We start from the raw sequence: 14,768 nt of genomic DNA, 5'->3' as shown, positions 1-14,768 counted from the left end.
TTAATCAAAAAAGTTGAAAATAGATTTTTTATTATTGAATTTACCTTCATTGAACATGTCTTTAGCTTTTGGGATCAATTTTTGAATAATAAAATCTTTAGTTTGTTTAGCGTTTAGAAAAGTACCTTTCTTGATATATTCTACATTTCTCCCGTTATCAATTTCAAGCCTCCACCCAATATGAATTAAACTTCCTTCTTGTTTTAATTTTTTGAATTCAACACTGAATGTATTTTCTGCCGTCAAACTATTTTCAGGATTGTATATCATTATATTCGGCGAATGTTCTATGTGGTTAAATTTGAAGAAATCATTATTAGGACTATCGAGGTCATAATAACGTGATAGGCTTTTAATCAAATTCCATTCGAATTCAGGAATATAGCATATAAGAAAATAGCTACTTTGATTATCTATTCTTTCGAAACCTACGATACCATAAAACTCTTTGAATTCCTCTAATTTCTTAAAGTAATGTCCTTTGAATATTTCAAGCATATTAATGAAAGAGAGGTATTCTTTTTGATTAAAAAGAATTCTACTTCCAAAGAACTTAGCAAATTTTCTGCTTCCCGTGTTTAAATTTCCTTCTACATAGTTTTCAATACTTAACTCAGAATTAATAAAGTCATGAAGATTATTATTGTTGGATGTAAAAATCGTTGTTTTATTTTTTTTAATATCCAACAGGAAACCACCTTCAAGCCTTTTTTTTATGTGTGGTAATGATCCGTTTAAAAAGAAGTGGTCATCGTTGTAAAGAAATAAATTGTCGTTTTCATCATACGTTAATTTTAATTCTTTTTCACCATTTTTAGTTATGTTCATATTGATGGAATAACCTAAATCTTTAGCAATCTTATGGAGGATGTCTAGTTTAGGTATTCTTGATTCACTTACCCATTGAGAAAATCGTGATTTTTGAATTCCTGTTTTACTAGATATTTCGTTAGCAGACAATCCAGATAGATTAATTATTTCTTTTAAAATGTCAACTGTATTCATTTTTTTTGTTATTGTTGTTTAACAAATGTATTGAAAAGTTTACAAATTAAAAAATAGTTAATAACACAATTCCTGTGTATAATTACCACAAGGACATATCTAACCCTTTTTTGTTGGGATTAAAACACCATCTTTATGAATATCTCTTGGCGTTTGTTTAACTTCACATTCATCATGTTTTCGATCACATGTATAAGGATGAAATCTAGAATCGTTTTGTAGATCTTTTAATTTTTGAATTTCTACTTCGCTCCAAATTATTTTCATTATAATTACACTATTTATTTAATTCGTTTAGTTTCTGATTTCAGAAAAATCAAGTCCCCATTTTTTACAGTTGCAATTACTTCCGTTTTGAAATCCCCCTCTATTGCAAAATCCATGAACATTTCAGACTTCTGAAAATCCTCAAACTTGTAACCATGATATTTTATATCTTCTGATTTTATCATACTAACTACAGTTTAATTTGTTTTTTCTCTATTACGTATTTATGAAAATCTTCTTCTCCTAAATAATATTTTAGCACATCATCAAAACTTTCTTTTATTTTATTTGAAGGGGCATTTCTTTTTTTTATTAAGTCTTCAACTGTAATTTTTAAAACTTGGCGCCAATCAATTTTTACGCTTACGTCTAAACTGTCTTTTAATTTTTGATTATGTTTTAGTAATTCTAAATCTCTATTCTTCATACTACTGTATTAATAAGTTTACTAATTGTTTAATTTGATCTATACTTTTAGCTGGACCTGCATATACATAATCATAATCCTTTCCGGGTACTCCGATAATAGTCCCTCTTGTAAATAGTATGTTATATTCTTCTCTGCACCTTACTTTTTCTATATGCAGTTCTGAGTCGTGACCATTAGGTATAGGCCAAACCATATCTGATTCTGATCCTATGAATCCAATTGCTTCTAAATTCTTTTTATTTATATCGCTCATTATTTCTAAAGTTTGTTAAGTGATGATTTAATATCTTCTAACGTTGATAATGCCCACTTTTTAGTTGAATGTTCGATGTTTTCAATTGATAGAAAACCTTCTAAAGCTGCTTTCAATTGAACTAAATCTCCCATAGATAACTCAACGTTGGCCGTAACTTCTTTTTGCTCGCAAAGAGTTCCTTTGTTATGTGATTTGATATTGTCTGAATACCTCATATTCTAATGTCTTTTTTATATTGCACATTTTAACTCCGAATTAATCAGAGCTTCATATAACGCCTTGTTATTGGCTTTTGCCTGACCAGGGGAAACACTATTTCCTATGAACTTCTTTGAACGAGTTGAGCTTTTATCTAAGATGTAATCTGAAGGAAATCCTTGAGCAGCTGCTAATTCATAGTCATATAATTGTCTTATTTTTATGTCAACAATACCATGTTTTCTCATAAATTCCCTTAATGCTCTTCTGGCTTCGCAATCATCCACAATAGGTAAAGAATGGTCTATTGTTCCTACACTTAAGGCATTGGCCAAGTACAAAGGTTTTTTATCTTGTCTAGCAATTATTGTAGGGCAAGGTTTGTGAATAGAGCTACCTTTATTTTTGAATTGAGTATCAAACAACCAAGAAGTAGAAACTAATTCTTGTTTGGGAACGGTGGTTATTGTCTGAAGAGGTTCTTCGGTAGAGGAATATACTGGTTTTCCGTAAGCATATTGAACGTAGTGATAGGCAAATCTATCTTTACAAGTAATTGTGTTTAATGGTTGGTCAATTTTATAAACTCCTTGTCCGTTTTTAGAGGCACCGTAATAACTGCTAATAAAATGTTTTTCACCTATGAATTTTTTCACACCTCCGAGTGTTCTCCAGATCGTGTTGGACGTATATTTTTTACCATTTTTATTTAACCCGAAGATTGAATTCCCGTGATCAGCAAGGTTTAGTTTGTCTCTCACGGCATTATGAATCTTAAGCTTAGGATTGAGATGATGTTTTTCTTTGGCTATATGAGTAGGGGATGGAAATTCTATCGGTAGGTTATTTAAAGCGAAAACACCGAAGTACCTAACTCTTCGGGTAAATTCTCCAAAATCAGCGGCATTAAGAATTCGATAGTCATAATTATATCCTTTGTCAATAAAAATCTTTTTCCACTTGTTGTAATCTTCGCGTTCTCTTTCTTTTATTGGAAGGGTGAACTTTGGGTATTCTTGACAGTTTGGATTGTCTAACCAATAAACTCTGTTTCCTTTTTTATACTTCCATTTTGTAATACCGTCGATTTTTTTAGAAACATGATAAACTGGCCCCCACTTGAGGAATTCCTTTACATTTTCAATTGTGATATAATCGGGTGAAAGTCTTAAATATTTCTCAAGATGATAACCTAATGTTCTGCTATCTTCATCTCTTGATTCGCCTCCTTTAGCTATGGAGAAATAGGTGCATTCAAGACTGGCATGAAGCCCTATGTATGCATTCGGAAATTCATTTTTCAATTGCTTGGCTAACGATTCTAACTTCCAAATTACTCCCCAATCTCTAACATCTTCTATGTAATGTAAGCAATTAGGATGGTTAAGCATGTTGTTTTCTATTGCTTTGGGATCATGATTGACACCCGCGACAATAAAGTTGTTTTTAACTTGTTTATAGCCTTCTGCAACTCCTCCAAATCCACAAAACAAATCAAACCATAAAATTAAAGGAAAATCTGGGTCATAGTTACTTGATATATATTTAACGAGCCTCTTAACGTCTGTTTCCGTGAATAAGTCCATGATATGATAATTGATAATTTGAGTTAGTAAAAAAAATGGGGTCTTGATACTATCGCCACCCCTTGCATATTTGTTGGGAAATTATTGCTGCTATATTCGAAAGAAACCTTTTACTTAGGTTGTATAATTCTCAAAAGGCGAAAGTAAAATTATACCCACTTAACCATTCTAACCAATACATAACACCCTTCTTTCAAGTTCAGAGTTTACAAATGAGTTCAGTTGTTTTTTTTGATCCTATGCTAAACTCACAATCTAAATAATGCTTAATAAGATTTTCATTTCTAACACTGGACCATATATATTGAACACCGTTGTTTTTTGCTACTTCCTTTAAGCAATTAATGAGGAATTCAATGGCCTTTTTTCTTATAACTTTATCTCTTATCTTATATGTTGAAACAATAAATTCAAGCATACCATAAGCCTTTGCATTTGTAAAGTATATAAACCCAGCACAAATATTATCACCTCCATAGCTTACCATTAATCCATATTTTAACCCATCTAATAATTCAATATTCGGAGGAGGGAATCGATGCCAATTCCACCATTCTTTCAATTCCTCATAATCTGTAATTTTTGTGCTTCTTATGTTTAGTTTTAATTCCAAATCTATTCTTTAATAATGCTAAAATAATACTTAAATTATTCTAATGTGTTCTTTTGCTATTCTTTTTATTTATTATAATTATATTTGTAATAAATAGGAATTATATGGCAGGAGTTACAACGACATTATTGGGGGCGGCCTCAGCAGCGTATTCTATCGTTAGTGGTGAACAGCAAAAGGCAGAAGCAAAAGAGGCAATTGCCAATTTGGAAGTACCTGAATTAAACAATCCTTATGAAGATGTTCGTGTTAGCACAGTGGGAAGTGATTTAATTAAAGAAGAAGGGCAAAGAAGAACTGCTAATATTTTGAATTCACTTCAGGGTTCTGGTGCAAGAAACATGTTAAGCGCAGTGCCGAAAATTGTTTCTATGAATAATCAGATTAACAAAGAAGCGATGAGGGATATAGATTCTCAAATGATGAAGAGAGAGTATGCGATTGCTTCATACGAAGAAAAGAAGAATAGATTCGAAGAGAATAGATATCAGAATGAACTTTCTGGTTATGGACAAATGTATGATGTAGGACAACATTCAGTCTGGAACGGTATTAAGACAGGGATAACTTCATTGGGAAGTTTAGGAAGACAAGTGAACTTTGGAGGAGGAGCTTCGAATGGTTTCGAAAGTGGAATGTTTGGAGGAACAAGTAGTGGTGGGTTTAGCTCTGAACTTCCTCCTCTTTCTTTTTAATTAAAATTTTTATAAAATGGTTTCAGGAAAAGGTACAGCTTGGGATAGGTTATCTAAACCAAATAACGATTTATCCAATGTTATATTAACCCAAGAAGGGTTGAATGATCAAAAAAGGAAGGAAGAACAAAATCGTAAAGATTTAGAAAATGCAAAGAAGGAAAAAAACTTAAATAATCAGGCTAAGGCTTTAAGTGGTATTAATTCTGGTAAAAGAACGAAGTACTTGCATTTTGAGCATTCGTTAACTGATGCTTTCAGGAAACAAGGTGGACTGATTGACAAATTTACGGAAGCTCAAAAAATCTTAGAGAACGATCCTGCTAATACTGAAGCATTAGCTATTAAAACTAATATAGAAAAACAAGTTCAAAGAATAGCTGGTATAAAAAACACCATTTTAGGGTATAATAAAAAACTCGCTGAAGGAATTGCTAGTGGTAAAATTAGTAAAAAATTGAATGAGGGTTATCTCACCAATATGGATAGAATCAATAATGGCGAAGTTGAATTTGAAATTGGTGATTATGGTGATGTTAGAATATTAAATAAAGGAAATGTTGACTTGGATGGTGATGGCCTTCCTGACGAAATTTCATTAGAATCTCTTTCTGATATTAACAACTTCGGAGTTTGGGAGGCTGATTTTAATTTAAATGGCTTAAACGAAAACCTTAAAAAACAATTCGCAGAACAACACACCAAAAATGACAATGGAACATTTACTACAACTGAGAAATCAGGTTATAATCTTGGGCATACCGAAGATGTAAGAAATAAATATCGAGAAGTTCTAGGCTTAGATGCAAATTCATTGACCAATCAAGGAAAGTCTTTTTTATATCAAAAGGGTTTAACACCACAACAAGTAAAAGAAAATCCAGCGCTTTACGAAGGATTGATAAATGATTTAGAGTTAGGTTTCAGGAACCTTTATAAATCAAAGGACTTCGAAACTACTGATCATGGTGCCATAAATTCTAGAGAAAGGAATGCAATTTCGCGGTCGAAATCAAAGAAGGAAGATAAACCTAAAAACAGTTTAAGAACAACAGTAGATGGCATTATGGTTGGAGATTATAGATTTTTAAAAAATCTTGTAGATCAGAAATTAGAAGAACAAGGGAGTGATGGTAAGGATATTTATATTCGAGATATAGAGTATGCAAATGGCAAAATAATAATGGCTCTTAGTGATAAGAGAATAAAAGAAATTGATACAGGAAATGAGCAGCAAGCTGTGGCAGAAATTTTAAAGTTGGTTAGACCAAATGATAAACCAGATCTCAGGGAAGAAGAGTATCGTAAAGGAGTTGTCGAAGTTGAATATAAACCGTCCAACAATAAATACAGTCGGTTAACATTTCTCAAGGAAATAAATTCTTTGCCTGAGACATCTTCTGAAGATGAAATTATTCCCTTCCTTAAAGAAAGAGGAGTTAAAGCTAAAGCAAAAGGTGTAATTAATAATGTTGTAGAAGTTAATGGTAAAGAGTTTAAAATTGGGTATGAAAAAGGAATGGAAAGTTTTAAACAATATCTAAAAGATAACTACAGAGATCTTTTTAAGAAAAAAGAAAATGAGGATAGTAGCCTTCAAGATAATGGTGTAAAAAGGAAGAGGAAATTTGAAGAATCTAGTGACACTAATGACTTTACAAAAGTTAATTCAAAAAAGGTAGAATCCTTAAGAAAAAAATACAATTACTAATGGAAGATGAATTAATTTTATCAGAGGGTCATAGAAGTAAACTCGATGGGATTCTTAATGAAATGATAAAGAATAAAGAATCTGAAAAGGACATAAATTTTGTTGTTGAAGATTATAAAAAAAAGTATGGAGTTCCTAAAGTAGAAGATTCTGTTACTAATGAATCTTCTCAAGAGAAGAATCATAGGTTAATGAAAAAGAATCTACCAAGTTATAGTGAATCAATTGATAAGTACAATAAAGAAACTCAATTAACACCCGATGACCGCAAAAGCATATCTGATGGGGTTCAAAAAGATATTGAGGGTAAAGGATTATGGAATACCGTTAAAAAAGGAGCAAAAACATGGTGGAATAATGTTTTTGATGAAGAAGGTTTAAAAGTAGATACTGATCCATTAGCCCAATCTAAAGAAGAGGTTATAAATCACTTAAAGGAACGTAAGGAATTAGATAAATATTCTGAAGTTCAAATAACTGATAAAACCAAAGAGTTAGAGATTCTTAAAAGAGAGACGGCAAAGCAAGAAAAGAAAAAGCAGGAATACATTGAAAACATACCAGAGAGTGAAAAAACATTTTTATCCGTTTATCAAAATTTCGAAAGAAAAAGTTTTAATCGAGAAGACAAAAGGCTTCTTACAGAACAAGAATTATTGCGTGGTAAATTAACATCGTTAGCTAGTGATATTAATGAAATAGGAAAAAGAAGAAAAGAAGGAAATAATTCAGAAGAACTCGAACGAGAACTGGTCCAAAAGAATCAGGAATATTTAAAGACGTTAAATGAGACAAAAGATAATTTTATAAAGTATTCCGATAATCGTGAAAAGTTAGGAAGTGCAGCTGATAACCTTGATTTGTTCAAAAGAGATTATGGTTTCTTTACAAATTTTACTGAAAATTTAAGGGCAACAACAGCAGATTTAATCGGTGGAGGTGTTGGAAGTTTAGCTTATTTGACAGAAATGAAGGAAATGTCAGAAGGAGCGCAGCATAAATATGCGCCTTTAAAAAAGAAAATATTAAGCTATTCCGATTATTTCAAGAAAGATGCAGAAACCATAAGGAAAGGCGTTAAGCGTCCATTTAGCGTTGAAAATGTTGAGTCAATGACCGATTTTGGTAATTGGTTCATGAATACAGTGGTGGCACAACAATTACCAATATTAGCTGTAACGTCAACAGGAATAGGAGGCGTTGGTTACATTGGGGCTTCGAGTATTGGAAATAAGTATGGAGAAATGACCCAAGAGGGAAATTACAGTAGTATGGAGAAGATGTTGGTTCCCTTTGCCTACGGTGGAGCAGAAGCCGTTGGATCTCTTGTTGATTTATCAATAATGAAAAACGCGGGGAGGGTTATCAATTCGGCTACAAAAGTTGAAAGAAAATCAATTGCTCAAGGAATGTTTAATAGAACGAAAGAATATGCAAAAGATTCCTTTAAAATGACTTCTTTTGAAATGGCAGAAGAATCGGGTACTCAGTTCTTTCAAAACGTATTGGATAAATATGCTCTTGGTAAGAAAGAAGTTCATTTGAGTGATGGTATTAAAGATGCATTGGCTTCGAGTGGGGTATTGGGTATGAGTATGGCTTCAGGTTCCCATGGAATCAAATTACTTAAAGAAACGATTAGGCCTTTTTTAAACAAAGAGTCTAAATTAAATTCCATTATAGAAGAGATTTCTGTATTAGAGAAAGAACTCAATGAATCGGATAATATACCTGAAGATATACAAGATAAACTTAAAAATAAGATAGATAAAAAGAAATCTAGTCTTCAAGATAATTTTAATGAAGTTAGTGATTCTGTATCGAATTTATCGGATGAAAATTACAACGAGGTTTTAAAAAAGGAAAAGGAAAAAGAGCAAATAATACAGGATCTTGATAAGGTAAAAAACAATGATCAAATTTCAGAAAACGTTCAGAAAATTCTTATTAAAGATAGTAAGGAAGATTTTAGAAAGTTAGAAGAGGAACAAAAAGAAATTCTTACAACTCCACTAAAAAAGGAAGAGGGATTAGGCTCTGACCAAATAAAAGAAACGAGTAAATCTTCTACATTAAAATTATCTGAAAAAGGGAAAACATATAACGTAGTTTTTAATGAAGAAGGTCTATCAATAACCGGAACAAATAAAGAACAAATAAGTCAACCGACATTCAGAAAGGTAAGAGATAAGTATGCTGAAAGTTTGGACTTTACTCAGGGTGAGATTGCCAATGCAATGCAAAATGAAGATTATCACAAGGGTATTGCCGAAAGTTCTTTAAATCCTAGTGAGGTTGCAGAAAGTTTATTGTCAATTAGAAATACAAGTTTTATTGAAAATAACATAGATTATAAACAAAGGATTATCGCTGAAAATATTGGGTTCATAGATAGAGATCAATTCATTAAATTTGGTGATGAGAACTTAATTAATCAGTCTCTAGCCAAATCCTATTTAAGGAAAGACGGTAAGGCCATAGATGTATTAACTCAAGAATTGTCCGAGGATCATAACATCCAAGTATCTGAACAAGATATTATTGATTTTATAGTTGATAACCCTAATGGAAAGGAAGAGGTGTATCGTAAATTAAAGAATGAACATTTTAAACCATTAGAAAATAAATTTAGCGAGTTAACAGGTTTACCTGCCAATGACAAATATTTGGAAATGGCAATTAACCAAAAAATTAAAAAGGAGAATGATTCCCATTTAATTGATAACTTAAGTGATGATCAAATTTTAGAACTTGCAAATGAATATTTAGACTTTAATAACAACTTTTACAATGGCAAAACAAACACACAGCAAAGCAATGATTCAGAAGTTAAAATTGGATTTACTTCAGAAGCAAAAGGAGAACCCGAAACTAAGGGAGAAAATGGAATCGCTAAAGAAGAAAAAGAAGACGGAAGAGGAGGAATAACTCATACTCTGGAGACTTGGGATAAAAAGTTAAAGGAAATTGATGATTATCTTAAAAAGTCTGGATCTGAGACTTTAGGAATGAATATGCCTATTGTTGTTGCAAGAGGTATGATTCAAGCTATGAGGTTGGCTGTTAAAACAGCAAAAACGGGTCTTGATATAATTGAAGCAGGACGTAAATATGTAGCTTCAACTGATTGGTATAAAAATTTAAACGAAAAAGATAAAACAAATGTTCTTTCTGTCTTGAATGATGAAAATACCGTGTTTAATAACTTAGATAAAATTGTAGATGATGTTGTACAGAGAGAGAAAAAGAAATCAGATATCCGTGCTGAAAAGCTAAAACAAACTACAAAAAGGCTGAGAAAAAAGTATTCGGATGTAATAGACTACAAAAATGCTTTGATTAAAAATATTAGAGAAAGAATCGATTCCGAAACAATTTCAAACCTTACAAAAACAGATATATCTACTATTCTGCATAACATGAATAAAGCAAATTCGTTTAAAAGAGTGGATGCTTTAACAGAAAAAGTAGATTACATTCTTTCGTTGGGGGAGTATCGAAGTATTGATAAGAAACTAACGAATCTATTAAAGATTCCGAGAAAGTTTTTAAAATCGATTAATGGAAAACCAAAAGCGGCAAAGGTAGATAATGAAACTCGTAAATTGTTCAACAAGGTTTTTCGTTATTTAAAAGAAACAAAGGAGTCAAATACGCTACATAGTTTAGATTTAGATAAGAAAATTAATAACGGAGATGTTTCCGATAAGACTTTAGATGAAAAAGTTGTCATTGAAACAGTTATAAAAATACAAGAAGCTGAAGAGCTGTTTGAACTTTCGAAGAAAACAGAAAACAAAAAAAACAATAAGGAAAACGCTGAAAGAATTCAAATAGCATCGCATTTAAAAGAAAATGTCTTTTATGATTTAGAGACCTTGCTTAATGAAGGGAAATACAAATTAAAAGAACTACTGTTTGAAGAATCGATAAGATTAAAAGGGTTGTCGGATGCCTTTATCGAGGCAACTAATCATAAATGGAATGATATCAATAGTAACAATCAGAAAGCTTTCGAATCATACAAAAAGAAAAACTCCATTTTAGGTAGAGTATTTGAGAAAAGTAAGAATATAAAATCTTTTTTTACTCAACCAGTTACGAATTCTTTTGAGTATTTATTAGGGTATTTTGACCAAATAAATGACCACGGAGATGGAGACATTTACAAACATTTCTACTCTGGAGAAAACGGGATAGTTCAGCTCGATGAAAATTTTAAAAAGGATCAGAAAGAGATAAAGGAAGATGTAAAAAATGCATTTGAAAAAGTATTAGGTAAAAAACTCAATTCTTTATTAAGAACTCATAAATATGATAAAACAATTAATCGTCCTCAGAAGACAGATATTAAATTATTAATTAATGGTAAAAGGAATGAAGCAATAGAGAAACTTTCTATAGGGCAGGCACTTTATATTCACCTTGTTTCTAAAATGGAAGTTGGGAGAGGTAAATTAATTAAACAAGGCTGGGATGAGTTGGCTTTTGATAATCTCAATAAATTCTTAGGAAAAGAATATGTTGAGTTGAGTGATTTTATGACTAATTATTTAAAGGAGAAGTATGAAAAATATAATAAGGTTTATAATAAATTATTAAGAACAGATTTGAATTTCGAAGAAGGCTATTTTCCTTTAAAATATCGCAAAGAAAATTTGAACATTATTATAGCTTTAGGTGAAAGTAATTTTACATTACCTAATGTGTCTAGTAGCCATTTAAAAAACAGGATAAAGAATAACAACGAAATTGACACAAATACAAATGCTTTTGATGTTTTTGATGGTTATTTAAATTCAATGGAGAGGTTTTACCACTATGGAAGATTTACAAAAGATTTAAATGCGATTCTCTCTAATAGAAAGATTAGTAGAAATTTAGAGACTTTAGATAAACGGTCGTTCGATGATTTTAAAAAATTAAGTAAAGCCGTTATTGGAGATGTTTCAGAAATTAGGGCAGATCAAGATGAGCATAAGATCTACAAATTTAACTCGGCTATTGCCGCAGGGTATATTGGTTACAAGGGATATACAGCTTTAAAGCAATTTCTTTCAATGCCTGCCTATACTGAAAAAGCAGATGATTTAACTATAAGCTTAAATGGGAGTCAAATTAGGCTTCCTTTTGTTGGAAAAATAGTTTTTGGATCTAAAATGTTAGTCAATTTAAATCCTGTATCCGTGTTGAGTTCTTACAAGTTTTTAAAGAAAAATTCATCACACTTTAGAGATAGGATAAGCAAAGGAACCATAGGGGATGAGTTTATTGATAGTCTATTCAATCAAAAGTCAAAGTTACTTTATCAAAAGGCATTAAAAAAAATAACGAAGCTAGGTATTACCCCCAACAAGTTTATTGATGCCATAACAATTAGTACCGGAGGAAAGGTGTATTATGATCAACAGTATAAAAAATATCTTAAATCTGGAGTAAAGGAAAAACAAGCCCATAGAAAAGCTATTCGTGATTTTGAGATAGGCTTCAAATTATCTCAACAGTCTTCGGACGCGTCGGATTTAAGTATTATTCAACATGGTAGAGGTGTTTTAACCATCTTGTTTGTTCCTTTTAAAAATTCTCAGTTCAGTTATTTTAGAAGAATTTCTGCAAACAGTAATAATATTTTGAGAAGGTACCGAAAGTTTAAAGAAACACAACTTTCAAAAGGAGCAGGAGAAAGTAAAGCAAGTTTAATAGCATTGGCTAAAATAGCGAAAGAAGGTGATACATTTAGAGATTTGGAAAATGTATTACTTTACACCCATATATTGCCTATGCTATGGCAATATGTTGCAAGCGGTGTTCCTGGTGTTTTAACTGAATGGGATGAAGATGATACTGATGAAATGATAAGGTCAGGAGTACTGGGATTGTTTGATGGGGTTTTTATTTTGAATGATGTTTTAAAATGGGGATATAATAGCGCAGTACTTGATAAAAATTGGAATTACCAAACTACAATTGTTTTTTCTGAAATGGAAACAATATTTAAGGATATAAAAAAGACTTACGAGGAGTCTGGCGAGGTAAACGAGGATATCCTTTTCGAATTATTAAAGGGGTACTTAAAAACGAAATCAATAAATACAGATACTTTCAAAAATATTTATGACGGTGTTGAAAGTATGATTTTGGAAGGAGATTATAACCAAGAAAACTTAATGAAACTTTTAAATGCTCCTAAGGAGTTAAAGGAAGGGAATAAAGAGAAAATGGATAGAAATAAGAGTTTGGGATTCGTTTAGATTTTTTGCTGTAAAATATTTTGCTAAAAATACAAGCAAGATTTGCTACAAGTATAACTTAACTTTGCAGCATGTATGCAGAATATTTTTCCCGAATTGTAAAGTTGCGCGGTGTCCCTAACTTAAATAAGAATCAATTTATCCGATATCAAAAAATTGTAGCTATTGAGTACTATCTGAAGCAATTAAAAAATGAAAATAATAATCCTAAAGATGCGGATTACACAAAAATGTTTGAGGTGGAAAATCAATTGCAGAAGTTTACAGGAAATAAACCACCTGCACAGTTACTAGAAGAAATGCTTAAACTATCTTTAGAGTAAAAAACGTCCAAGTTAGGACGTTTTGTTTTATTGTGATACTGTTTTGCTTCCATCCTCTAATGTTATTTTAAAATCATTATATTTATGTTCTTAGTGTTGTTCACTGCGTATTAATCAAACTTGACTAACTCTACAACTCCCCCCCACAAGTCGAATTACATTAATGCGCAGTTCTTTTTACTACTCTTTTTGTGTAATTCTGGTTAATGACTTTAAGTTACTAGACCCATGTTTTTCTGGGGCTAAAAACATTAAATAATTGAAGTAAACATTATTCTTTTTCTGAAGAATAATCTCATTACAACTCGCCTTATTCTCTTGTATTTCATAAGCGGCAAAACGAGTACGTTTGTTTCCTTTGTATGTGTCTCTATGAAATTCACAAACAACTAAATCTCCTTCTTTTAAAGATTCAAATTGCTCGAATGTGTTTATAGTTTCTCCTTGTATCATTGTTTCTACTGTATTAATGATTTTACTTTCTGAGGATTCATTATCGGCTCTGAACTTCCTTTTGCCTCTGCGTCAAGAATTCGTTGCTTAATAGCATAGGCAATGATTTTACCCCATCTTTCTTCTGGTTCTTTTTCACAATATGCCTCTAATGCCCAAAAAATTACATTTTCTACTTGTTCTGGATGACCTTGTTCGATTAATTCATCCAATAATATTTCTTTTGCTATACTCATTATTCTACTGTTTTAAATTGTTTATTAAAGAGGTAGCAATTGTTCGGAGCTATTGTTGTTCCTTCCAAATTATCGCCACTTGCACGTTCTACCTCTTTGGATGTAAGCCGAAACCTACTCTTTTTATAATTTTTAAGAGTATCTATTTTCAGAAAAAGACTTCTAATAATAAACGTCTTATATAATTTTTTGAACTCTTGAGATTAGTAAAACCCATTATTCAGGGTTTTGCTAATTTCAATTTCTACAGATTAAATAGCTTCACATTTAAGACAAGAGTGTACTCCCTTGTATATTTCATTTTCTAGAGCTTCTTTCATTGAGCCTTGTTCTTTGTCGGTAACACCTTCAAAGATTCCTCCGTTGCCATCTGTTGCTTTAAATTTGTATTTTCTCATCATATTTTTGCGTTTTTGGGTGATTAGGTTTCTCCATCCAATGAGTTACATTACTAATAGGGTATCTATATTCTGATTCCCAACTCATGTCGTGCCATCCTTCTTTAATGAAGTATTCGTCTTTTTCTTCTGAGTAATCTTCATCTTCAGCATAATCTTCTCCGGAACATTCCATTGTATGTTTTGCTGCATGAAATCCGATTGTTACTCTAGTTTTACCATTGCTATTTAGATAAGCAATCAAGATATTTTTCCCTGATTCTGGCATTTTCTCTGTAATTGGTGTCCAATTCATATACTACAGGTTTATTATTACTATCATTACTGTAATCCAATAGCCGAAAAG

At 31.5% G+C, this 14,768-nt stretch carries 16 protein-coding genes; 4 read left to right on the top strand and 12 right to left on the bottom strand.

Going from position 1 to position 14,768, the window contains the following annotated elements:
* From BLW23_RS20885 to BLW23_RS20860, 8 genes are all read right to left on the bottom strand, one after another.
* Positions 1 to 1,005: a helix-turn-helix domain-containing protein gene (locus tag BLW23_RS20885; protein WP_093673588.1), complete on the bottom strand. Its 1,005-nt coding sequence runs from the start codon at positions 1,003 to 1,005 to the stop codon at positions 1 to 3.
* 99 nt (positions 1,006 to 1,104) lie between these two features.
* A complete protein-coding gene (locus BLW23_RS23420) occupies positions 1,105 to 1,272 on the bottom strand; it encodes a hypothetical protein (protein ID WP_176829904.1) in 168 nt (55 codons plus the stop codon).
* A 14-nt stretch (positions 1,273 to 1,286) separates the two neighbouring features.
* The gene (locus BLW23_RS23415) at positions 1,287 to 1,457 is read right to left on the bottom strand and encodes a hypothetical protein (protein ID WP_176829903.1); all 171 of its coding nucleotides are present in this window, start codon (positions 1,455 to 1,457) and stop codon (positions 1,287 to 1,289) included.
* 5 nt (positions 1,458 to 1,462) lie between these two features.
* Positions 1,463 to 1,699: a hypothetical protein gene (locus BLW23_RS20880; RefSeq protein ID WP_093673586.1), complete on the bottom strand. Its 237-nt coding sequence runs from the start codon at positions 1,697 to 1,699 to the stop codon at positions 1,463 to 1,465.
* Between the two features lies 1 nt (position 1,700).
* Positions 1,701 to 1,955, bottom strand: coding sequence for a hypothetical protein (locus tag BLW23_RS20875; RefSeq protein WP_093673584.1), 255 nt, complete (start codon positions 1,953 to 1,955; stop codon positions 1,701 to 1,703).
* Positions 1,956 to 1,960: 5 nt separating this feature from the next.
* Positions 1,961 to 2,173: a hypothetical protein gene (locus BLW23_RS20870; protein WP_093673582.1), complete on the bottom strand. Its 213-nt coding sequence runs from the start codon at positions 2,171 to 2,173 to the stop codon at positions 1,961 to 1,963.
* 15 nt (positions 2,174 to 2,188) lie between these two features.
* Positions 2,189 to 3,742: a DNA cytosine methyltransferase gene (locus BLW23_RS20865; RefSeq protein ID WP_093673580.1), complete on the bottom strand. Its 1,554-nt coding sequence runs from the start codon at positions 3,740 to 3,742 to the stop codon at positions 2,189 to 2,191.
* 199 nt (positions 3,743 to 3,941) lie between these two features.
* The gene (locus tag BLW23_RS20860; protein ID WP_093673578.1) at positions 3,942 to 4,355 is read right to left on the bottom strand and encodes a hypothetical protein; all 414 of its coding nucleotides are present in this window, start codon (positions 4,353 to 4,355) and stop codon (positions 3,942 to 3,944) included.
* A 104-nt stretch (positions 4,356 to 4,459) separates the two neighbouring features.
* On the opposite strand from BLW23_RS20860, the gene BLW23_RS20855 reads away from it, so the two are divergent.
* From BLW23_RS20855 to BLW23_RS20840, 4 genes are all read left to right on the top strand, one after another.
* A complete protein-coding gene (locus BLW23_RS20855; RefSeq protein WP_093673576.1) occupies positions 4,460 to 5,050 on the top strand; it encodes a hypothetical protein in 591 nt (196 codons plus the stop codon).
* A 16-nt stretch (positions 5,051 to 5,066) separates the two neighbouring features.
* A complete protein-coding gene (locus tag BLW23_RS20850) occupies positions 5,067 to 6,761 on the top strand; it encodes a hypothetical protein (protein WP_093673574.1) in 1,695 nt (564 codons plus the stop codon).
* The gene (locus BLW23_RS20845; RefSeq protein ID WP_093673572.1) at positions 6,761 to 13,012 is read left to right on the top strand and encodes a hypothetical protein; all 6,252 of its coding nucleotides are present in this window, start codon (positions 6,761 to 6,763) and stop codon (positions 13,010 to 13,012) included. The genes BLW23_RS20850 and BLW23_RS20845 overlap by 1 nt, the downstream gene beginning before the upstream one ends.
* A gap of 71 nt (positions 13,013 to 13,083) precedes the next feature.
* Entirely contained in the window at positions 13,084 to 13,335 is a 252-nt protein-coding gene (locus BLW23_RS20840; RefSeq protein ID WP_093673570.1) for a hypothetical protein, read from the top strand.
* 180 nt (positions 13,336 to 13,515) lie between these two features.
* On the opposite strand, the gene BLW23_RS20835 is transcribed toward BLW23_RS20840, so the two are convergent.
* The 4 genes from BLW23_RS20835 to BLW23_RS20825 all read right to left on the bottom strand — a co-directional run bounded on the left by BLW23_RS20835 (position 13,516) and on the right by BLW23_RS20825 (position 14,717).
* A complete protein-coding gene (locus tag BLW23_RS20835; RefSeq protein WP_093673568.1) occupies positions 13,516 to 13,788 on the bottom strand; it encodes an RNA-binding protein in 273 nt (90 codons plus the stop codon).
* Positions 13,789 to 13,793: 5 nt separating this feature from the next.
* Positions 13,794 to 14,024: a hypothetical protein gene (locus BLW23_RS20830; RefSeq protein ID WP_093673566.1), complete on the bottom strand. Its 231-nt coding sequence runs from the start codon at positions 14,022 to 14,024 to the stop codon at positions 13,794 to 13,796.
* A gap of 251 nt (positions 14,025 to 14,275) precedes the next feature.
* Entirely contained in the window at positions 14,276 to 14,425 is a 150-nt protein-coding gene (locus BLW23_RS23410) for a hypothetical protein (protein ID WP_176829902.1), read from the bottom strand.
* On the bottom strand, positions 14,403 to 14,717 hold the full coding sequence (locus tag BLW23_RS20825; protein WP_093673564.1) for a DUF551 domain-containing protein: 315 nt from the start codon (positions 14,715 to 14,717) through the stop codon (positions 14,403 to 14,405). Before BLW23_RS20825 ends, BLW23_RS23410 begins: the two co-directional genes overlap by 23 nt.
* Positions 14,718 to 14,768 lie beyond the last annotated feature (51 nt).

This window comes from Tenacibaculum sp. MAR_2009_124 (genome assembly GCF_900105455.1).
In the GTDB taxonomy this organism is placed as follows: domain Bacteria; phylum Bacteroidota; class Bacteroidia; order Flavobacteriales; family Flavobacteriaceae; genus Polaribacter.
The sequence above is the reverse complement of the archived record's forward strand: the minus strand, read 5'-3'. Positions and strand labels throughout refer to the sequence as shown.